This is a genomic window from Streptomyces rugosispiralis, from assembly GCF_024505145.1.
In the GTDB taxonomy this organism is placed as follows: Bacteria; Actinomycetota; Actinomycetes; order Streptomycetales; family Streptomycetaceae; genus Streptomyces; species Streptomyces rugosispiralis.
In genome coordinates, this window is record NZ_JANIAA010000034.1 from 46,986 (window position 1) to 67,700 (window position 20,715).

Consider the following 20,715-nt stretch of genomic DNA (forward strand, 5'->3'; position numbering starts at 1 on the left):
GTCCTCAGCGGCGCCACGCGCCCCAGGGCGCGGCCCTGCCGCCGCCGGGGCGACTTCTCAGGGGCACGGCGCCCGGGTGCGGGGAGGTCACGGGGACTTCGCGGGAACGTCACGCGGCATCGAGGGCCACCGCCGCGTCCGGCTCCAGACGCCAGCTGCGGACGTGGTCCCAGGTCATATTCCGCCACCACTGCGCATGCCAGTCCGCGCTCCGGAAGCGGAACAGCGAGACCGTGTCGGCCATGAAGCTCCGCGGCGGCTCCCATCCCAGGCCCTCGACGAAATCGAGGATCTCCGGGCGGAGTTCGGGGCGCAGCAGCAGCTCATGGGAGGCGATGGACAGATGCGCGCGGAAGCGGCCGGGGTCCAGCGGATTGGCACGGTAGTGGTCCATTGGCTTGGCCACGGGCGCCATCGCCCGGCGCACCGTGTCGAGCAGGGCGGTGATCCCGGGATTCGGGGAGCCATCGGGCAGGTCGTGCAGATTGAACCCGATGCCGCCGCCGCCCCTCTCGATGCCCAGGTTGTACGTCGTGAAGGAGGCGGTGCCCGCCAGGGCCGTGCCCATCCGATCGGCCAGCTCGTCCTCGGACGCGTCGGTGGGCATATTGCCCATGAGGGTGGCATGGGGCGGGTACGCGGCGCAGGAGACCAGCCCGTACTGCTGCCTGAGCAGCAGATGGAGATCGGTCAGCAGGGCGCAGGTGCCGGGGTCGGGGCGGAGGAAGACGCCGTAGCGGAACGACGAGGCGGCCGAGGGCGCGGACATGGTTTCTCCGGTACGTCAGCGGCGCGGCTCCGGGCTCCGGCGGGCGGCCCCCCGGATTCAGCGCCGCGCGGGATGGGTTGGGGGTGGGGCGGTGGTGGTTCCGGCCACCAGCGCCCCGCGCAGGGGGATGTGGCGGGTGGGCATGGAGCGGTCCTCGCGGAGCTCCAGCAGCAGGTCGATGGCGCGTCGGCCGACCTCGTCCAACGGCTGACGCAGCGTGGTCAGTCCGAGAAGCGGGGTGGTGAGCGGCCCGACGCCGTCGAAGCCGGTGACCGACATGTCGTCGGGCACCCGCACTCCGGCTCGACGCAGCCGTTCCAGGACGCTGACCATGACGTCGTCCTGGGGGCACATGATCGCCGTTATCTCGCGGTCCTCGATCAGCGCGGGCACCGCGTCGGCGGGGGCTTCCGGGCCGTCGGCCAGTTCGGTGACGACAGTGTCGACACCGCGTACCCGCAGGCCGCTCACCATCGCGGCGGTACGGGCGTACTGAGTGATGGACAGCGCCTCCGGCACCAGCAGCACGGCCACCCGGCGGTGCCCGAGGGACACCAGGTGCTCCACGAGCTGCTCCGCGCCGTCCTCCTCGTCGCAGTAGACGCTGTTGATGGCCGGATGCGGCTCCGGCCGTCCGGCGACGACCGTCGGCACCCGTTCCACGAAGGGGGCGATGTCCCGGGCCGGAAGCAGACCGCTGCACACCACCAGCCCCTCGACTCGGAGGGAGAGGAGCGTCTGCAGGGCACGGCGCTCCTCGGCGAGGGCGAAGTCCCGTACACCGGTGGCGGTGACGACCCTGTAGCCGCCTTCGATGGCGCGCCCCTGGAGCGCCGCGTGGAGATGTCCGTAGAAGGGGCGGACGGCGTCGCGGACGAGCACTCCCAGGGTGTGCGTCCGCTGCGCGACCAGCCCCTGCGCCATGGCGTTCTTGACGTAGCCGAGCCGCTGGGCGGCGTCGAGGATCCGCGAGCGGACTTCCTCGCTGATGCGTCCCTGCCCCAGCAGGGCCCGGGAGACCGCGGACTTCGACACCCCCGCTTCCCGCGCGATGTCGATGATCGTGGGCGCCCTGTTGGCCTTTTCCTCCGTCACCGGCTACCAGTACCACAGCTCATGGAACCGTCCGGGGTCGGCCCGTCGGGCAGCAGGCCGCGGTCGGCGAGGACGGCGCGGGCGGCCGTGGCCCCGGTCCACAGCCGGGCGTCCCAGCCGTGCTCCCTGGCCGCGTCGATGTTCTTACGGCGGTCATCGAAGAACAGGACGCGCTCCGGCGGTGTGCCGAGGAGCTCGGTCATCCGCTGGTAGACGGCGGGATCGGGCTTGGCGAGGCCATGGTCCGCCGAGAACATCAGCCGGTCGAAGTGCGCGGACCAGTCGCTGCGTTCGGCGGTCCGGGCCAGCGCGTGGGGGGCGTTCGACAGCAGCGCGAGCCGGGTGCCCTGCCGCCCCAGGTCCTCCACCAGGGCCTGGGAGGCGCCGTCGAGCCGGGTCCAGATCTCGACTTCGGCGCTCACCAGCGCGTCGACCGTGCCGGGGCGCAGCGGGGCGCCGAGTGCGCCGGCCACCGCCGACCAGTAGGCGGTGTCGGAACTGCCCAGGTCGTAGGCGTCACGATGCGCCCAGTACGCCTCGCCGAACGCCGCTTCCTCCACGCCGAGCAGCCCGGCCAGCCGTTCCTCCAGACCGGAGAGCCCGCGCGGCCGCGTCAGCACCTCGCCGAGGTCGAAGACCACGGTGAGAGGGGTGTCCAGGCCGGCTGCCGCATCGGCTGCCATACCGGCCGTCACATCGGCTGCGGTCTCGGCTGCGGTCTCGGCTGCGCCATCCAGGCGGGAACGTTCCACCAGGGCAACGTAACCGGCGAGACCCACAAGCCGGGCAGCGGCGACGGGAAGGCAGGGTGAACAGACCTCGTCGTCGGACCCACCGGACGCCGCCCGTTCAGAAGGTGAGCACGGCGCGTGCCACCCGGCCGTGGTGGGCGTCGTCGGCGGCCTTGGCGAAGTCCTCCAAGGGGTAGGTCCGGCTGACGAGTTCGTCCAGCAGCAGCAGCCCCTGCCGGTAGAGGTCGGCGTACAGCGCGATGTCGGCCTGTGGCCGTGAGGAGCCGTAGCGGCAGCCCAGGATGGACTTGTCCAGATACATGGAGGAGACGCGGAAGGCCGCCTCGGCGTCGGCGGGCGGCACCCCGAGCAACACCGCCTGGCCATGCCGGTCGAGCAGATCGACGGCCTGGCGGATGAGCCGGGTCGAGCCGACGCATTCGAAGGCGTGGTCCGCGCCGGTCGGCAGGATCTCCCGTACGGCGTCGGTGGAGGGCAGGAAGTGGGTCGCGCCGAACCGCCGGGCCATCGGCTCCTTGGCGGGGTTGGAGTCCACGGCGACGATGGGCGACGCCCCGGCGATCCGGGCCCCTTGCAGCACATTGAGCCCGATGCCGCCGCTGCCGATGACGACGACCGACTCCCCGCGGTCCACCTTGGCGCGGTTGAGCACGGCGCCGACGCCGGTGAGGACGGCGCAGCCGATGAGGGCGGCGGGGACGAGCGGAATGTCCTCGGGGATCGGCACCACCTGGACGGCGGTGACGAGGGTGCGCTCGGCGAAGGCGGAGTTCGAGGCGAAGTTGTACAGCCGCTCGTCGCCGCGGCGGAACGGCCGGGTCGGCCGGCCGATCGCCGCGCGGCACATGGTGGGGCGGCCGCGGGCGCAGTCGGCGCAGGTCCCGCAGTTGGCGAGGGTGGAGAGCGCCACATGGTCACCGGGCGCGACATGGGTGACGCCCGGCCCGACCTCCTCGACCACGCCCGCGCCCTCGTGGCCGAGGACCGCGGGGAGGGGGAAGGGGATGGTGCCGTCCACGACCGACAGATCGCTGTGGCACAGCCCCGCTGCGGCGATGCGCACCAGCACCTCGCCGGGGCCGGGGTCGCGCACCGCCAAGTCCTCGACCACGCGCGGCGCGGTGCCGTCGAAGATGACGCCTCTCATGCTCATCACCCTTCCGGTGCCTTCAGGCGACCCAGACCAGCGACTGGAGTTCGCTGTACGCGTGCAGGCCGAACGAGCCGCCGTCGCGTCCGACTCCGCTTTCCTTGAAGCCGCCGAACGGTGTCTCGGGGTGGCGCTGGGCGGTGTTGATGCCGACGTTTCCGCTGCGCAGACGGGCGGCGAGGGCCCAGGCGCGGCCCGCGTCGGCGCTGAAGACGTAGTCGTAGAGGCCGTAGGGCGTGGCGTCGGCGATCCGCACCGCCTCGTCCTCGTCGTCGAAGGGCAGGGCCACGACGACCGGGCCGAACAACTCCTCGCGCGCGACGGTCATCGCGGGGTCGGCGTCGGCGATCAGCGTGGGGGCGACGTAGAAGCCGGGCTTGAGCGCCGGGCGTTCGCCGCCCACGACGATCCGGGCGCCCTGCTCACGGGCGCCGGAGACATACGCCTCGACGCGATCGCGCTGCGCGGCGGAGATCAACGGACCGACGACCGTGGAGTTATCCACAGGGTCCCCGATCTTCAGTGACTCTGCGTAGTGTGTGAGTGCGGCGATGACCTTCTCGTACAGCGATCGATGTACGAGCACACGGGTCGGCGCCGTGCAGATCTGTCCGCTGTGAAAGGAGAAGGTCGAACCGACCGCCCCGACCGCCGACGCGATCACTCGCTCGTCGGCGTCCCCCAGGACGATGGCCGCGCCCTTGCCCCCGAGTTCCATCAGGGTGCGCTTCATCGACCGCCCCGCGGATTCGGCGATCTTCTTCCCCACGGCGGTGGATCCGGTGAAGCTGACCATGTCGACACCGGGGTGCGCGACCAGCGCCTCGCCGGCGGCCGCGCGCGAGCCGGTGACGACATTGAAGGCACCGTCCGGGAGCCCGGCCTCCTTCAGCAGGGGGCCGAGCTCGAGACAGCACAGCGGATCTTGCGGCGCGGGTTTGGCCACGACCGTATTGCCCATGGCCAGGGCCGGGGCCACCTTGCCCGCGAGATTCGTGAGAGGGAAGTTGTAGGAGGTGATGCAGCAGACGACACCCAGGGGACGGCGGGCCGCTGCCGCCCCGATCAGCCCACCGGGCGCCAGCGGGGTGGCGGCCAGGGGCAGCGGGGCCAGCGGCACGGTGTCCGGTTCGAGGGCGCCGCGCGCATAGCGGCGGAAGCGGTCGATCGCCGGGGGCACCTGGAGGGACGAGGTGACGCGCAGCGTCGCCCCGGTCTCCGCCTGGACGAGGGGCACCAGGTCCGGGGCGTGCTCGGCGAGCAGATCGGCGGCCCGGTCGAGTACGGCGGCGCGCTCCTTTGGGGCGGTGCGCGACCAGCCGTCGTACGCGGCCCGGGCGGCCCGGACCGCGGCGTCCACATCGGCCGGGTCGGCCTCGGGGGCATGGCCGACGGTGTCCTCGGTGGCGGGGTTGATGACGGGGTAGTGCCCGTTCCCGGGAGCCCGCCACGAGCCGCCGATCCAGTGCGCGTAGGTCTTCGTCATCGGCGTGATTCCTTGGGGAGGTGAAGTACGCGCTCGGCGATGATGGTGCGCTGGATCTCGTCCGAGCCGCCGTAGATGGTGTCGGCGCGGGAGAAGAGGAAGAGACGCTGGAAGGCGTCGAGTTCGTACGGCCGGCTGGCGGTCCAGCGCGCCGGGCCGAGTGCGGCCGCGGCGCCTCTCACCTGCACGGCCAGCTCGCCGAGCCGCTGATGCCAGCCGCCCCACAGCAGCTTGGCGACGCTGGGCGCGCCGGGGTCCTGCGGTCCGGAGTACGGCGGGCCGGAGTGCTGCGGGCCGGAGTGCCGCGGGCCGGGGCCGGGTGAGCCGGGGTCGGGTGAGCCGGGGTCGGGTGAGCCGGGGTCGGGTGAGCCGGGGTCGGGTGAGCCAACGCCAGGCGAGCCGGGGCCGGGTGAGCCGGGGGCCCGGGGGTCCGCGCTCCTCGGGGGGAGGTCATCGGGGGCGGCCTTCCGTGGAGCGGGGTCCCGGGTCGGCCGGGCGGAGTTCGGGGCGGGGCTCTGTGCGCTGCCCAGGGTGCGCAGGGCGTTCCAGCGCATGGCCTTGAGCTCGGCCCACTGCCGTATGAGCCGGTCACGCAGGACGGGTTCCTCGGCGGCGCCGGTCTCCAGCGCCAGCCGCACCACCCGGCTCAGCTCCTGGGCGAAGCCGATCTGCTGGACCAGGGTGGAGACCCCGCGCTCCACCGCCAGCAGGCTCATGGCCACGCGCCAGCCGTGGCCCGCGCCGCCGACGAGGTGTTCGGCGCGGGCCACGGCCCCGTCGAAGAACACCTCGTTGAACTCCGCGGTCCCGGTCAGTTGCCGGATCGGCCGCACCTCGATCCGTCCCGGCTGGTCCATCGGCACCAGCAGAAAGGAGAGTCCATGATGGCGCTGTGAGCCCTCCTCGGTGCGCGCCAGCACAAAGCACCAGTCGGCCTCATGGGCGAGGGAGGTCCAGATCTTCTGCCCGGTGATGCGATAGGTGCCCTCGCCCGGGTCGCGGACGGCGCGGGTCCGCAGCCCGGCGAGGTCCGAACCGGCGTCCGGTTCGCTGTAGCCCTGGCACCACACCTCCTCGCCACGGGCGATGGGCGGCAGGAAGCGGGTGCGCTGGGCGGAGTCGCCATGGGCGAGCAGGGTGGGCCCGAGGAGGTTCTCGCCGATATGGCCCAGTCGGCCGGGCGCCCCGGCGCGGGCGTACTCCTCGGCCCAGACGACCTGTTGGGTCAGCGTCGCGGCGCGGTTTCCGTACGCCCCGTCCGTACGGTCCCAGCCCAGGCCGATCCAGCCGGCCGTGCCGAGCTCGCGCTCCCAGGCGCGGCGGACGGCCATGTCGCCGTGCGCCTCGCCGGGGTGGCCGCCGGTCTGCTGCCTGAGTGCGGCGAACGGCCCGGTGAAGTGCTCGGCCAGCCAGTCGCGCGCCTCGGCGCGGAACCGTTCGTCCTCCGTCCCGAAAGCGAAGTCCACAGCCTCTCCCCTCGTCGGCCCTGGTGGGTTGTTCCCCTCGTCGGCCCTGGTGGGTTGTTCCGGCACGCCCCGCCCTTGCCGGGGTCAGGCGTTGGGGCGTTGGCCGTCGGCGGCGGCCCGGGCCATGGCCTCCAGTTGGGCCAGCATCGGCATGGGGTCGGTGCCGACCGTGCCGGGGAGGAAGTCGGCGATCTTCTCCGGGGTCCAGGCGCCCTCGGTGTATCCGGCGCGCAGTTCACGGGGCTGGGCCCAGACCGCGATCTTGGGGCCCGCGATCGTATAGACCTGCCCGGTGATCCGCTCCGCGTGGGCGCGTTCGCTCAGCAGATAGACGACCAGGGCCGCCACGTCCTCCGGCTCGCCGATCTCCTTGAGCTCCATCGGTACGTTGGCGGACATCCGGGTGCGGGCGACCGGGGCGACACAGTTCGCCGTGACGCCGTACTTGTGCAGCCCCAGCGCGGCGCTGCGCACCAGGGAGATGATCCCGCCCTTGGCGGAGGCGTAGTTGGCCTGGGCCACGCTGCCCTGGTGGTTGCCGCTGGTGAACCCGATCAGGGTGCCGGAGCGCTGGCGGCGCATCACGGCCGACGCCGCCCGGAAGACCGTGAAGGTGCCCTTGAGATGGGTGGCGACGACCGGGTCCCACTCCTCCTCTGACATGTTGAACAGCATCCGCTCGCGCAGGATCCCGGCGACGCAGACGACCCCGTCCAGCCGTCCGTACCGCTCCAGCGCGGTGTCCACGATCCGCTGGCCCCCGGCCATGGCCGAGACGTCGTCGGCGACCGCGACCGCCTCGCCGCCCGCCGCCGCGATCTCCTTGACCACGGCCTCGGCGACCTCGCTGCTCGGTTCGCCGCCCTCGATCGAGACCCCGTAGTCGTTGACGACGACCTGTGCCCCCTCGGCCGCGCAGGCCAGGGCCACCGCTCGTCCGATACCGCGTCCAGCCCCGGTGACGGCGACCACCTTGCCGTCCAAGAAGTTGCCCACGTCGCGTCCCCTCCCGGAGTTTCTGACGGTCCGTTAGATTTTTGAGCAGACGCGGCCCGAGTACAAGCCCCCGCACACAAACGTCGACCGGGAACACCGAAGGAGACGCCATGCCGCTGCCAGCCGAGTTCCACGAGATCGCCAAGCGCGTCAACAACTGGGGCCGCTGGGGGACGGCGGACGAGATCGGCACGCTCAACCTGATCACCGACGCCGTGGTCCGGGAGGCCGCCGCGACCATACGGACCGGCCGTCGCGTACCGCTCGCGGTGCCGCTGCGACAGGACGGCGTCCAGACCGGAATGATCCCCGGGCGGGTCAACCCGCTGCATACGATGATCGCGGTCAACTTCGAGATGTTCGGCCCGGACACGGTGGCGACCAGCGACGACGCCGTGACGATGGGGCTCCAGGCCGGTACCCACTGGGACGGGCTGGCCCATGTCTCGCACTCCGGCAGGATCTACAACGGCCGTCCCGCCGGCTCCATCACCTCCCATGGCCGCGCCGCCTTCAGCGGTATCGACAAGGCGGGGCCCCTCGTCTCGCGCGGAATGCTGCTCGATGTGGCCAGGGCCCGGGGCGCCGAGCGGCTGCCCGAGGGACATGTGGTCACCCCCGAAGACCTCGACGCCGCCGAGGAACTGGCCGGAACGAGGGTGCGCTCCGGCGATATCGCGCTCGTCCGCACCGGGCAGATCCAGCGGTATCTGGCGGGCGAGAAGGAGGCGTACGCGTTCCCCTCACCGGGGCTGTCGCTGCGCACGCCCGAGTGGTTCCACGCCCGCGACGTGGCGGCGGTCGCCAATGACACCCTGACCTTCGAGGCCTTCCCACCGGAGATCGAGGACCTCTGGATGCCGGTCCACGCCCTCGACCTGGTCGAGATGGGCATGCTCCAGGGCCAGAACTGGAATCTGGAGGAACTCTCCGAGGCCTGCGCCGAGGAGGGGCGCTACGCCTTTCTGCTGTCGGCCCCGCCGGAGCCGTTCGTCGGCGGCACGGGCTCACCCGTGGCACCCGTCGCGATCCTCTGACGGCTCAACGCCGCTGACGCCCCGATATCTCCCATGCCTGCGGAGGGGACGGCGGGCCGGTCTCTTTCGGGTGGCGGTGCGCTCATGCGCGCCCCGAGCACGGCACCGCGCACCGCCACCCGGCTCCCGGCGCTGAGCCCTGTTTCAGCAGCGGGGGCGCGACCCGCACTCGCCAAGGAACGTCCCTGTGAACACACGGTCCACAGAGACGCCACAGCCCTCGGCGTCCCCTCGCGACGAATCGCTGATCCTAGAGTGATCAACCGAACACGTCACGTCAACACCTGGTCTGGACTTTGCCTGATTCGCCCCATGTGTGACGGCACATGAGAGGCCGCTCGCTTCTTGGAGAGCGGCTCTTCGCCCTTCGCGCGGTCGATTTCACACCAGATCCGCTTCCCGGAGCCCTCCGGCTGCCAGCCCCAGCGGTCGGCGAGACCGTCGACCAGTTCCAGACCGCGCCCATGAGTGTCCTCCTCATCGGCGCAGCGCTGGCGCGGAGCGCGGTCGCTGGCGTCGGCGACCTCGACCCGGACCGTTCCCACATCGGCACTCCGGCTGGTGAACGGCCTCGGCGTCCCGCCTCCGGCACCGGCACCGCTCCCGCCGCCCATCGACTGGGCGGGGAAGAGCATCCGCAGCACGGCCGGACAGCCGGTGTGCACCACGGCGTTGGTGACGAGTTCGGAAATGAGCAGGATCAACGTCTCGGCGAGCGGCTCATCGGCTCCGATACCGGATCCGACAAGCCGCGAACGGGCCCACCGACGGGCACGACTCACCTCCGCCGGGTCGGGCCTGACCTCCATCTGCGCCTGAAGCACCTGCACTGCTCACACCATCCGAACCGGCAGACACATCGCCTTGTACCTCCAAGCGGTCACGGACCGTGACACTCCCCCAGCCACCGCTGGGAGGTACCCCCGTGCGCGACAGCATGGTTGACGTACAGTCACCCCAACAAGCGCTTCGGTCATATTCCAGCGCCAAGGAGTATGCGTGGGGCATACTGTGCGACACGCGTCCCGAGGACTCGAACATCGAGGCTGGGGCGTCGCGCACCCCAGGCGAGCGGGGCACGTCGTCATGCCCGGAATCGCCCCATGGGCAACGCCGGGCTTCTCGAACCCCATAAGCGCTCGCACCCCACGGAGAGTACCCGAGCCCGGGCCCGACTCCACCCTGTGACGAGTCACGCCTAGGAAACAACCTGGTATCAACGCTCGGTCACCTCGGAAGCTCTGGGGATCTCCCCAGAGAATGCGACATCCCAACAATTCAGGCGTATCCATCGAGCCCGGCTACAAACATGTTTCAACGGTCGACACGAGCCCGGCCGCCAGTTCCTCCTCCGCCGCCGCCCCGGACTGCCACTGACCTGCCCGCACCCAGGCCCGCTTGAGATGGAGGTGGACGTCCGCCTCCCAGGTGAAGCCCATCCCGCCGTGAACTTGCAGACAATCGCGGGCATTGTGGACAGCGGCCTCATCGGCGAGCAACTTGGCCGCCGCGATGTCACCCGGGTCTTCTGTGACCGCCGCGGCATACACCACACTTCTGGCCGATTCGGCACGAACCAGCATCTGGGCGCACAGATGCTGTACGGCCTGGAAGGCGCCGATCGGCCGGCCGAACTGGGTGCGGTGCCTGGCGTGGTCCACCGCGAGCTCGACCGTACGGGAGGCGCTGCCCAGTTGTTGGGCCGCGGTCAGCAGCGCCGCCTCGCGCCGCAACCGGACGGCGAGGCCCGAACGACCCGGACCCGCCTGGCCGGTCTGATCCGCCTGGCCGGTCTGATCCGCCTGGCCGGTCTGGTCCGCCTGGACCGCCTGGACCGCTTGGGCCGCTTGGGCCGCCTGGCCCGCTTGGGCCGCCTGTTCCACCCGGTCCAGCCGGGTTCGGGTCGGGGTCGACCGGTGCAGCGGGGTGGCCGGGTCGATCGATCGCATCGGCTGCGCCGAACGCGCCACCTCCTTCGCCGGAATCACCTCGACCGCCGTCGGCCCCAGCGCCAGCACCACATCGGCGGAGGCCAGATGCTCGACCGGCGCACCGCCCTCGTCCAGCGCCGTCACCACCGTCTCGCCCTGGGCCGCACCCGCCGCCAGAGATCCCGAAAGCCCCGCCGCGAGCTCCGTCGCGACCAGCGGCCCCGGCAGCAGCGCCCGGCCCGCCTCCTCGAAGGCCAGCACCACCTCCGGCAGCCCCAGCCCCACCCCGCCCGACGACTCCGGTACCCGCAGCGCGAAGAGGCCCGCCGCGCCCAGTTCCCGCCACAGCGCCCGGTCCAGCTCCCCACCCCGCGCCGTGCCCCCGTCGCCCCGTGCCGCGTCCCCGTCGCCCCACCCCGCGGCCCCGTCCACCACCGCCCGCAGCCGGGTGCGCGGAAAGCGCCGTGCCAGCAGTTCGCGCATCCCCGTCCGCAGCGCCCGCTGGTCGTCCGTGAGCTGGAAGTCCACGCCCCGCTCACCGTCCCTTCGGCAGGCCGAGGATCCGCTCGGCCACGATGTTCCGCTGAATCTGCGAGGTCCCCGCCGCGATGGTGTACGAGAGCGAGGAGAGCCGGTCGGCGACCCACTCCTGACCGGCGTCCAGCGCGTCCGGCCCCAGCACCTCGGCGGCCGCGTCGTACAGCTCCTGCCGCACCTGCGAGAAGCGCAGTTTGAAGACCGAGCCGCCGACGCCCGGCACCCCGCCGGTGCGCTGCGCCTCGCTCACGTTCCACTGGGTGAGCCGCCACAGCGCCGCGCACTCCGCCGCGAGCCGTCCCAACCGGCGCCGCAGCACCGCGTCGTCCCAGCGCCCATTGGCCCGCGCCGTCCGGGCCAGCGCCTCCAGCACCCGCCTGCAGGCGACCACCTCGCCCACGAAGGCCGTACCGCGCTCGAAGGAGAGGGTCACCATGGTCACCCGCCAGCCGTCGTTCTCCGCACCGACCCGGTGGCCGACCGGCACCCGCACCTCGTCCAGGAACACCTCGGCGAACTCCGCCGTCCCGGCCAGGGTCCGCAGCGGCCGCACGGTCACCCCGGGCGCGTCCATCGGCATCGCGAGCCAGGTGATGCCCCGGTGCTTCGGCGTGTCGGCGTTTACCGGCGCGGTGCGCACCAATAGTTCGCACCAGTCGGCGATCTCGGCGTGCGAGGTCCAGATCTTGCTTCCGCTGATGACGTACTCATCGCCGTCCCGTACCGCCCGGGTGCGCAGCGACGCCAGGTCGGAGCCGGCGTCCGGTTCGGAGAACCCCTGGCACCAGACCTCGTCCCCGCGCAGGATCGGCGGCAGCCAGCGCGCCCGCTGCTCGGAGGTGCCCTCGGCCGCGATGGTGGGGCCCGCGTGCAGCAGTCCGACGAACCCCGCGCCCACATAGGGCGCACCGGCCCGCTCGGTCTCCTCCAGGAAGATCAGATGCTGGGTGGGCGTCGCGCCCCGGCCGCCCGCGTCCTCGGGCCAGTGCAGCCCGGCGTAGCCCGCCTCATGGAGCATGCGCTGCCAGCCGCAGTCATAGGCGCGGCGGCCGGGCCAGTCGGCCGGGTGCGGGCGGTCCGGCAGCTTGGGCAGGACCTCGGCGAGCCAGGCGCGCAGCCGGTGCCGGAAGTCCTCCTCGTCCTCCGTGTAGGTGAGATCCATCAGCGGCCGACCTCCGTTTCTGATGGTCCGTCAGACAAGGTGGCTTCCGCAGGCTAGCCCGCACCCCCTGGACCGACAAGGCACGCGCCCTTACGCTTCGAGCACTATCTGATGGGTCGTCAGCTACCGTCCCACGGGAGGCCGGGATGACCGACATCGCGCATGAGCTCGGCGGCTCGGCGACGCTGTGGGAACTGCTCGAGCGCCGCGCCGCCCTCACCCCCGACGCCCCCGCCCTGCTCCAGGCCACCGCCTCCGCCCGCCACGACCGGCGGCTGACCTTCGGCGCCCTGCGCACCCGCGCCGAGCGGACCGCCGCCGGGCTGTATCAGCTGGGGATACGCCCCGGCAGCCGGGTCGCCTGGCAGTTGCCCACCCGGATCGAGACGGTCGTGCTGACCATGGCGCTCGCCCGCCTCGGCGCCGTGCAGACCCCGCTCATCCCGTACTACCGCGACCGCGAGGTGCGGTTCGCGCTCCGCGCGTCCGGGGCGCGGTTCTTCGCCGTACCCGGCCAGTGGCGCGGCTTCGACCACACCGCGATGGCGCACCGCCTGGCCGCCGAACTGCCGGAGCCACCGATGGTCTTCGAGGCGTACCACACGCTGCCGGTGGCCGACCCCAAGGCGCTGCGGCTGCCGCCACCGCCCACCGACGGACGGGCCGTCCGCTGGATCTACTGGACCTCGGGCACCACCTCGGACCCCAAGGGCGTGCTGCACACCGACCGCAGCCTCATCGCCGCCGGTGCCTGCCTCGCCCACGCGCTGCGGCTCGGCCCGGACGACGTCGGGTCCATGGCCTTTCCGTACGCCCATGTCGCGGGGCCCGACTACACCGTGATGCTGCTGCTCTACGGCTTCCCGGCCGTGCTGCTCGAGCACTTCTCGCTGCCGGAGTCGCTGCCCGCGTACCGGCGGCACGGGGTGACGGTCGCGGGCGGCAGCACCGCCTTCTACTCGATGTTCCTGGCCGAGCAGCGCAAGGACCCCTCGCGCCGGCTCATCCCCACCCTGCGGCTCCTCGCGGGCGGCGGCGCGCCCAAGCCGCCCGAGCTCTACTACGAGGTCGTACGGGAGCTGGGCTGCACCCTCACCCACGGCTACGGGATGACCGAAGTCCCCATGATCACCATGGGGGCGCCGGACGACACGGACGAGAACCTCGCCACCACCGAGGGACGGCCGCCCAAGGAGATGGAGATCCGGGTGGTGGACGGTCAGGTGCGGCTGCGCGGCGAGGCGGTCTGCGCCGGATATCTGGACGACGCCGAGACCCGTAAGGCGTTCGACGCGGACGGCTTCTTCCTTACGGGCGATCTCGGCCACCTTACGGAGAGCGGCCATCTGGTGCTGACCGGCCGGGTCAAGGACATCATCATCCGCAAGGGCGAGAACATCTCGGCCAAGGAGATCGAGCAGCTGCTGTACCAGCACCCGGACGTGGGCGATGTGGCGGTGATCGGTCTGCCCGACCCGGACCGGGGCGAACTGGTCTGCGCCGTCGTGGAGCAGCCGGCCGGGGCGCAGGCGCTGACGCTCGGCCGGGCCGTGTCGTATCTGCGGGAGGCCGGTCTTTCGGTGCACAAGCTGCCGGAGCGGCTCGAGGTGGTGGCCGCGCTGCCGCGGAACGAGACGCTGCGGAAGGTGCTCAAGTACCAGTTGCGGGAACGGTTCGCGGCGGGAGCCGCCCAGGGCTAGCCGTTGGTCGTGCTGTACGTGGCCGTGGCCTGCTCGAAGTACTGGTTGACCGCCCGGCGCTCATCGGACGGGCCGATGACCAGGACCACGTGGTAGCGGCCGTCGATCAGCATCGCGAGGTTGCGCGCGTACACATTCCGCCCGCTGCTGTCGCGCCAGGTGAACGCGCCCTCCGCCATCGCCGTACGGCCGACGTCGATCCGCCGCAGCCCGGAGGAGGAGGCCCAGGAGGAGCCGCGGAAGGCGGACAGTTCGGCCTCGCGGTCCTGCTGGTACGCCATCGGGTCGCCGCCGAACTCGGACATCTTGTCCCGCCCGGCCACGACCACCAGCTCGAAGTCCCCACCGATGTAGCGGATCTGGCCGCGGCCGTTCTCGCCCCGGCGGGTCCAGCCGTCGTGCACGGCGACCTTGAACCCCTTGGGGTCCTTACGGACCGCGAAGCCCTTCGCCAGCCCGGCCGGGTCGGTGGACTGCGGCTCCTGGTCGCCGGAGCCGGCGGGCTTTCCGGCCTCCCCTTGGTTGCCGTCGCCCTTGTCGCCGCCGCTCTTGTCGCCGTCCGCGGGGTCGTTCGGCGCCGCGCTGGGCGCACCGGCCGAGCCCGTACGCCCCTGGCCGCCGTCGTCCTTGGAGCGCGGCATGAACATCGTCGCGTAGAGCACCGCGGCCGCCAGCCCCAGCAGGATCAGGAGCAGCAGCATCCGCCCCAGCTTGCGCGGTTTGCGCTGGGTGGTGGGCGCCGGAGGAGCCTGCCGGGTCTCCCGGCTCTCTCTCGTCTCCCGCTTCTCGCGCTTGTCCCGCCGGTGCCGCGCATGGCCCACCGGCGCGTCGGGCGCGGCGGCGGGGCGGCGGCCCCGGCCCCTGCGCACCAGCCAGCCGCGCCTGCGGACGATCGGCAGCCGCCGGGGGTCGGAGGTGCCACCGGAGCCGAGCGAGGGCACCGTGACCGTGCTGATGCCGACGTCCGGCTCGGGCGCCGACCGGATCAGGGACCGCAGCCAGCCGCGCAGCTCCTCGAAGTCCGGGCGCTCGGTGGGGTCCTGGCGCATCAGCGACTCGACGACGGGGCGCAGCGGACCGCACTCCTCCGCGTACGCGGGCGCCTCCCCACAGACCATCTGCACCAGCTCGGCGGCGCTCTCCTCCGGGTACGGGGCATGGCCCTGCACCGCGCGGAACAGCAGCGCGCCGAGCGCCCAGAGATCGGCGGCGGGGCCGACCGGGGGCGCCAGCCGCCAGTTCTCATGGACCGGGCCCGCCTGCTCGGGCGCCCATCGCTCGGTGACGGCGCCGACCACGACGATACGGGCCTGGCGGGCGCGTTCGGCGGCGAGCGCGGTGGCGGGGCCGCCGCCGGTGGCTCCGCCGGAGTCCCAGGAGCCGCCCTCGGGGGCGGACGGGCCTTCGGATGCGGACGGTTGGGCGTCGGACGGATGGGCGTTCTCCGCGGCCTCCGGCTGACCGGGCCAGCGGGCGCCGCCGGTCACCGGCTCCGGATCTGGCTCGGGGGCGGGCGTCGGGGCGGGGTCGGGGGCGTGCGGGGAGCGGGTGGCCGCGTCGACGTTGGCCCGCGCGGCGGCTCGCGCACCCGCCGCGTAGGCGGCGATGGCGCTGGCCCGCGCCGCCCGCGCGGCCGCGTTCGGCGCATCGGCGCCGACACCGCCCCGTGCTTCCTCCCGGTCCCCAGGCTGTCCCGGCTGTCCCGCCCGTCGCGGGCCGGGCAGCCCACCGGCGGCCGCCTGATCCCGGTAGGGCGCCATGGGCCCACCAGCCCCCGGACCGAGCGTCACCTGGTCCCGATACACCGGACCGCCGGGGCGGGACCTCACCGGACCACCGGCGCCCGGACCCGCCGGACCGCCCGCGCCCGGACCACCGGCGCCCGGACCCGCCGAGCCATTGGCGTCCGGCCCCGAACTCGCCTCCAGCACCGCGTGGTCGCCGTAAGGCGATCGTGGCTCGGGCAGGCCCGGCGATCTGCCCTGGCCGCCGTGTTCCCGGCCGTCGGCGTCGGGCCGGGCCGCGCCCGCGGGCTCGTCGGGGCGGACCGCGCCCGCCGGTTCATGGCCACCGTAAGGGCGGCCCGGCGGCAGGAAGTCTCCCCCGGCGCCCTGGTCGTGGTAGCGCGGGCCGCCGTGCGGCCGTGCCTCGCCGCCCTCGGCCGTACGGGCCCCGGGGATGGCGGCGCGCCCTTCGTCCCCTCGCGCGGCCAGGCCCTGCGCCGCAGCCGGACCCCGCTCGGCCGAGTCCGGGTGGTCGCCGGAACCCGACGAGCCCGGCGGCAAGGAAGCCGGGACATCAGCCGACGGGCCATCAGCCGACGGGCCATCCTCCGCAGCGGACACGGCATCCGGAGCGGGCGAGGACGCGGCCGCCGGAACGGGGTCGTAGCCGCACAGCGCCTCCTCCGCCGCACCCGCCGCCAGCCCCGTGAGCATCGCGCGCCCGTCGTCGCACAACAGCACCGTACGGGCGGTGATGTTGCGGTGGACCCAGCCGTGGGCGTGCAGGGCGCGCAGCGCCGTAAGGACGTCGTTGGCGACCTCGGCGGCACGGTGCGGGGACAGCGTGCCCTCGGCGAGCAGCGCGGCCAGCGGGCGGCCGGAGACCAGTTCGCTGACGATCCACAGGCTCCCGGCCTCCGCGAAGACATGGAAGACCTGGCCGAGCCGGGGATGGTCGGGGATCTGCGCGGCGGACGTCGCCGCCGCGATGGCGCGCCGGACGGCCGGGTCACCGCCGCCCCGGGCCGTACGCCCGGCACCGGCGAACGTGCCGTTACGCCCCGACGGCCCGCCGCCCCACCGCGCGTCGTCGCCCACGACTTCCGCTTCGACGACCTCCGGCAGCGGTATCTGCCGCAGATGGACTTCCTGCCCGCTGTAGGTGTCGAAGGCGCGGGTCTCGACGAGTTCGTACTCGTCGGCAGGCGGCAGGGGCAGGCGATAGCGGTCGGCCAGCACCCGGCCCGCGTACTCCTCCACGACGCCTCCCCAAGCGCGCGACCAACGCCGCCCTCATCAGCGGTCAGCGCAGCCTGAAACCCTTCAAATATGGTCGTTTTGGCGGGTTCCTGCGGCTGCGCACAGTCTAGGGCCTCTCACGATACGTGCCCGAACGACGCTTCGCCGACAGGAGTGTTCAGTCCGTAATCTTGAACGTGTCGAAGGCGGTCTGCCGGAGGGTCACACACTCCTTGTCGTCCCACTTGCTCGCCTCGCAGGTGATCAGTATGGCGAAGCCATGACTGCCGTCCGCCTTGAAGCCGCGGTTGAGCGCCCGGACCCGCTTGCCGTCCTGGTCGCGCTCGAACTCCCAGTCCGCGACGGTCGGATAGCCGTGCCAGTCCACCGACTTGATGCCGAGGCCCTTGTAGCCGGACATGGTGCGGCGGGCGTTCTCCTCGCCCTTGCGCCAGTCCGCCTCCGCGTCAGACTTCGGCGCGTTGGTGAAGTCGATCTGAATACGCGGAATGCTGGAGCCGCCGTAGTACTTACGGCTTCCGGAATAACTCCCGGGGTGGACCGACCAGCCCTCCGGCATGGCCATGCTGAACGGGAAGTCGGAGCTCTTGACGGTCTTGTAGCCCTCGGGCAGGCCGCCCTTACCGCCGTCGCCCTTGCCCTTACCGCTGTTGTCGCCGCTTCCGCCGCCCTTGCCCGAGTTGTCGTCCGAACCCTTGGAGGCATCCGGCTGACCGCTCTGCTTACCGCCGGAGTCCTCCGTCTTCGGTGACTCGCCCGCCGACTGGCCGGTCTTGTCGGTGCCCTTGCCCTGGTCCTCCTTGGAGCCGCCCGAGGCCCCGGCGGAGGCGGACTTGTCGCCGCCGGAGGAGCCCTTGGCGTCGTCGCCGCCGTCCCCGCCGCTGTTCAGCACGATGGCGAGCACGGTGGCCACGATGGCGAGCACCACGACCACCGCGATGATGATCAGCGTGCGCTTGGGGACCACATCGGTGATCGAGGCGCGCGGCGGCAGGGAAGGCCGCGGGGCGGGCGCGGCCTCGGGCGTCGCGGCGTCCGACCTGGAGCCCGCGGCCCCGGAACCCGCCGCTCCAGACGCCGCTCCAGACGCCGCTCCAGACGTCGCACCGGACTTCGCACCGGACTTCGCACCGGACTTCGCGCCCGACGCCGACGCCGACTCCGGCTTCGCCTCGCTCTTGTCCCCCGTCTTCTTCACCGCCGCGGCGGCGGCCGCGTTGCGCACCGACTTCAGCGCGCCGCGCCTGCGCTCCGCCGCGGCCGTCTCCTTGGCCTCGGCCGCTGCCTCGTCCTCCTTCGACGGGGCGGGCGGCAGGCTCATCGTGCGGGTCGCGTCGGCGGGGGCCTTGGTGACCTCGGGCCCGTTCACCACATGATCGAGCAGCGCCCGCGCCCCGGCGTCGTCGAGCCGCCGGTCCGGGTCCTTGGTGAGCAGGCCGTAGATGACCTCCTCCAGCGGGCCCGCGTTCTTCGGCGGCTCCACCGGCTCGGTCATGACGGCCGTCAGGGTCGCTATGGCCGTGCTCTTGTCGTACGGCGGTACGCCCTCCACCGCCGCGTACAGCAGCCCGCCCAGCGACCACAGGTCGGCCGGCGGACCCGGCTTCTGGCCGCGGGCCCGCTCCGGGGAGATGTAGGAGGGCGCGCCGACGAGCATGCCGGTCGAGGTCACCGACGGGTCGCCCTCGACCTGGGCGATGCCGAAGTCGGTGAGGACGACCCGGCCGTCGTCCGAGATCAGCACGTTGGAGGGCTTCACATCGCGGTGCAGGATGCCCGACTGGTGGGCGGCGCGCAGCACATCGAGGACGGCGAGCCCGACCTCGGCGGCGCGCTTGGGGGTCAGCGGGCCGTCGTCGCGGACGACATCGGCGAGGGAGCGGCCCTCGATGAGCTCCATGACGATCCACGGGCGGTCGTCCTCGTCGACCACGTCGTAGACGGTGACGGCGCCGTTGCTGCGGATCCGGGCGATCGCCTTCGCCTCGCGCAGCGTGCGGGTGATGAGCCGTCTCTTCTCGTCCTCCTCCACGCTGGACGGGAAGCGCAGCTCCTTGACCGCGACCGTACGGCCGAGGGTCTGGTCACTCGCACGCCAGACCGTCCCCATGCCGCCCTGACCGAGAATCTCCCCGAGCCGGTACCTCCCGGCGAGGAGGCGCCCAGTCGAACCCTGCGTCTTCTCAGCCTCCGACATGCGACCCCTCTGCAAATCTACCCACCCTGAACCCACCCTGGGAGAGCATCCATTGTCTCTCATCCGCGGACCCGAAACCGCCCCGGGTCCGGGGCGCGGCGCGGCGGCCACCGCGGTACCTGCGACCATCTGGAAGTACGCAGGAAACGGAGGTCCGTGTCATGCCCATCTCCGCAATACGATGGCACAGGCGGAGCCGTATGCCGACCGCCGTGGCGCTCGCGACCGCCCTCGCGGTCGTCCTGTCCGGCTGCGGCGCGGCGGCCACGGAACCGGGCCGGGACGCGGACCCGCGGGCGAGCGCGAGTCCGGGCGCCAAGAGCGGGCGTGACGGTGCCCTGCGCGCCGCCGTACGGCGGTTGGCGGCCCAGGGCGACGCGCCGGGCGCCGCGGTGCTCATCCGCCGGGAGGGCGGCGGCACGCGGTACCTCGCCTCGGGGGTCGCGGACGTCCGCACCGGACGCCGGATCCACCGGAGCGACCACTTCCGGGCGGGCAGCCTCACCAAGACCGTCATCGCGGCGGTGACGCTGCGGCTCGCCGCCCGGGGGCGGCTCGACCTCGGCGACACGGTGGAGGAGCACCTCCCGGGGCTGGTCCGGGGCCGGGGCAACGACGGCCGGACCATCACGATTCGTCAGCTTCTGAACCAGACCAGCGGGCTGTACGACTACACCGCCGACCCGAGGGTGGCGCGCCAGCTGTCCCACGCGACCGACCGCACCCGCACCCCCGCCTCCCTGGTGCGGACCGCCGTCGCGCACCGCCCGTACTTCGCCCCCGGGGCCGGCTGGCGCTACTCCAACACCAACTACGTACTGCTGGGCATGGTCGTCCAGCGGGTCACCGGCCGCTCCTACGCGACCGAGGCCCGGCGCGACGTCCTCGCCCCGCTGCGGCTGCACGGCACCTCCTTCCCCGGCACCCGTACCGCCCTCCCGGACCCGCACGGCCGCGCGTACACGCGGAACGGCGGGGCCGGGGACGGCGGCGCCCGGCGCGATGTCACCAACCTCAACCCCTCCTCGGCCGGGGCCGCGGGGGAACTGGTCTCCACGCTCGACGATCTGAGCCGCCTCCTCCCCGGACTGCTGCGCGGCAAGGTCCTGCCCCGGGCCGAGCTGCGGCAGATGCGGAACACCTCCGCCTCCGACGGCCGGTACGGCATGGGGCTGTTCCCGGTGCGGCTGGCGTGCGGGGTGACGCTGTGGGGTCACAACGGCGAGATCAACGGCTCCTACGCGCTGGCCGTGGCCGCCCCCGACGGCCGCCACAGCCTCGCCTACCGGCTCAACAGCACGGCCGCCTCGGGCCTGACCGCCGAAACGTCCCTGCTCGAGACGGAGTTCTGTCCTCGCCGGCAAGACCCAGTAGGACACGGCCAGTAAGACACGCGACCTCCTCCTACAGCGGCCTCTTACAGCGGTCTCCTACAGCGGCCTCCTACAGCGGC

General features: G+C 72.6%; 15 protein-coding genes. 3 read left to right on the top strand and 12 right to left on the bottom strand.

Annotation, left to right across the window (positions count from 1 at the left end):
- Nucleotides 1-109 precede the first annotated feature (109 nt).
- The 7 genes from NP777_RS34960 to NP777_RS34990 form a co-directional block, all read right to left on the bottom strand.
- Complete coding sequence (locus NP777_RS34960; RefSeq protein WP_256654207.1) at nucleotides 110-769, bottom strand: 2'-5' RNA ligase family protein; 660 nt, start codon at nucleotides 767-769, stop codon at nucleotides 110-112.
- 57 nt (nucleotides 770-826) lie between these two features.
- Nucleotides 827-1,864: a LacI family DNA-binding transcriptional regulator gene (locus NP777_RS34965; protein ID WP_256654208.1), complete on the bottom strand. Its 1,038-nt coding sequence runs from the start codon at nucleotides 1,862-1,864 to the stop codon at nucleotides 827-829.
- Entirely contained in the window at nucleotides 1,861-2,616 is a 756-nt protein-coding gene (locus NP777_RS34970; protein ID WP_256654209.1) for an HAD family hydrolase, read from the bottom strand. The genes NP777_RS34965 and NP777_RS34970 overlap by 4 nt, the downstream gene beginning before the upstream one ends.
- 97 nt (nucleotides 2,617-2,713) lie before the next feature.
- Nucleotides 2,714-3,763 (bottom strand): Zn-dependent alcohol dehydrogenase, encoded by a 1,050-nt coding sequence (locus NP777_RS34975; RefSeq protein ID WP_256654210.1) that lies wholly within the window; start codon nucleotides 3,761-3,763, stop codon nucleotides 2,714-2,716.
- A 22-nt stretch (nucleotides 3,764-3,785) separates the two neighbouring features.
- The gene (locus NP777_RS34980; RefSeq protein ID WP_256654211.1) at nucleotides 3,786-5,252 is read right to left on the bottom strand and encodes an aldehyde dehydrogenase family protein; all 1,467 of its coding nucleotides are present in this window, start codon (nucleotides 5,250-5,252) and stop codon (nucleotides 3,786-3,788) included.
- The gene (locus NP777_RS48230; protein WP_256654212.1) at nucleotides 5,249-6,718 is read right to left on the bottom strand and encodes an acyl-CoA dehydrogenase family protein; all 1,470 of its coding nucleotides are present in this window, start codon (nucleotides 6,716-6,718) and stop codon (nucleotides 5,249-5,251) included. The genes NP777_RS34980 and NP777_RS48230 overlap by 4 nt, the downstream gene beginning before the upstream one ends.
- 84 nt (nucleotides 6,719-6,802) lie before the next feature.
- Nucleotides 6,803-7,714, bottom strand: coding sequence for an SDR family oxidoreductase (locus NP777_RS34990; RefSeq protein WP_256654213.1), 912 nt, complete (start codon nucleotides 7,712-7,714; stop codon nucleotides 6,803-6,805).
- A 110-nt stretch (nucleotides 7,715-7,824) separates the two neighbouring features.
- Here NP777_RS34990 and NP777_RS34995 point away from each other — a divergent pair, with 110 nt between their 5' ends.
- Nucleotides 7,825-8,751, top strand: a complete 927-nt coding sequence (locus NP777_RS34995; RefSeq protein ID WP_256654214.1) for a cyclase family protein — start codon at nucleotides 7,825-7,827, stop codon at nucleotides 8,749-8,751.
- 272 nt (nucleotides 8,752-9,023) lie between these two features.
- On the opposite strand, the gene NP777_RS35000 is transcribed toward NP777_RS34995, so the two are convergent.
- From NP777_RS35000 to NP777_RS35010, 3 genes are all read right to left on the bottom strand, one after another.
- Entirely contained in the window at nucleotides 9,024-9,581 is a 558-nt protein-coding gene (locus tag NP777_RS35000; RefSeq protein ID WP_256654215.1) for an ATP-binding protein, read from the bottom strand.
- 471 nt (nucleotides 9,582-10,052) lie between these two features.
- Nucleotides 10,053-11,210 carry an acyl-CoA dehydrogenase family protein gene (locus tag NP777_RS35005; protein WP_256654216.1) on the bottom strand — a complete coding sequence of 386 codons (1,158 nt, stop codon included), beginning with the start codon at nucleotides 11,208-11,210 and terminating at the stop codon, nucleotides 10,053-10,055.
- 7 nt (nucleotides 11,211-11,217) lie between these two features.
- Nucleotides 11,218-12,381, bottom strand: a complete 1,164-nt coding sequence (locus tag NP777_RS35010) for an acyl-CoA dehydrogenase family protein (RefSeq protein WP_256654217.1) — start codon at nucleotides 12,379-12,381, stop codon at nucleotides 11,218-11,220.
- Nucleotides 12,382-12,527: 146 nt separating this feature from the next.
- Here NP777_RS35010 and NP777_RS35015 point away from each other — a divergent pair, with 146 nt between their 5' ends.
- Nucleotides 12,528-14,081, top strand: coding sequence for an AMP-binding protein (locus tag NP777_RS35015; RefSeq protein WP_256654218.1), 1,554 nt, complete (start codon nucleotides 12,528-12,530; stop codon nucleotides 14,079-14,081).
- Here the strand turns inward: NP777_RS35015 and NP777_RS35020 are convergent.
- Both NP777_RS35020 and NP777_RS35025 read right to left on the bottom strand, forming a co-directional pair.
- Complete coding sequence (locus tag NP777_RS35020; RefSeq protein WP_256654219.1) at nucleotides 14,078-17,065, bottom strand: protein kinase domain-containing protein; 2,988 nt, start codon at nucleotides 17,063-17,065, stop codon at nucleotides 14,078-14,080. The two genes, NP777_RS35015 and NP777_RS35020, sit on opposite strands and share 4 nt — an antisense overlap.
- A gap of 157 nt (nucleotides 17,066-17,222) precedes the next feature.
- Nucleotides 17,223-19,262 carry a serine/threonine-protein kinase gene (locus tag NP777_RS35025; RefSeq protein WP_256654220.1) on the bottom strand — a complete coding sequence of 680 codons (2,040 nt, stop codon included), beginning with the start codon at nucleotides 19,260-19,262 and terminating at the stop codon, nucleotides 17,223-17,225.
- Between the two features lie 200 nt (nucleotides 19,263-19,462).
- Here NP777_RS35025 and NP777_RS35030 point away from each other — a divergent pair, with 200 nt between their 5' ends.
- Nucleotides 19,463-20,650, top strand: a complete 1,188-nt coding sequence (locus tag NP777_RS35030) for a serine hydrolase domain-containing protein (protein ID WP_256654221.1) — start codon at nucleotides 19,463-19,465, stop codon at nucleotides 20,648-20,650.
- Nucleotides 20,651-20,715 lie beyond the last annotated feature (65 nt).

Bases quoted from the DNA above. Each gene is read 5' to 3' on its own strand.
- NP777_RS34975 (WP_256654210.1), bottom strand. From the start codon at position 3,763: ATGAGAGGCGTCATCTTCGACGGCACCGCGCCGCGCGTGGTCGAGGAC.
- NP777_RS34960 (WP_256654207.1), bottom strand. From the start codon at position 769: ATGTCCGCGCCCTCGGCCGCCTCGTCGTTCCGCTACGGCGTCTTCCTC.
- NP777_RS34980 (WP_256654211.1), bottom strand. From the start codon at position 5,252: ATGACGAAGACCTACGCGCACTGGATCGGCGGCTCGTGGCGGGCTCCC.
- NP777_RS35030 (WP_256654221.1), top strand. From the start codon at position 19,463: ATGCCGACCGCCGTGGCGCTCGCGACCGCCCTCGCGGTCGTCCTGTCC.
- NP777_RS34995 (WP_256654214.1), top strand. From the start codon at position 7,825: ATGCCGCTGCCAGCCGAGTTCCACGAGATCGCCAAGCGCGTCAACAAC.
- NP777_RS35025 (WP_256654220.1), bottom strand. From the start codon at position 19,262: ATGTCGGAGGCTGAGAAGACGCAGGGTTCGACTGGGCGCCTCCTCGCC.
- NP777_RS35015 (WP_256654218.1), top strand. From the start codon at position 12,528: ATGACCGACATCGCGCATGAGCTCGGCGGCTCGGCGACGCTGTGGGAA.
- NP777_RS35010 (WP_256654217.1), bottom strand. From the start codon at position 12,381: ATGGATCTCACCTACACGGAGGACGAGGAGGACTTCCGGCACCGGCTG.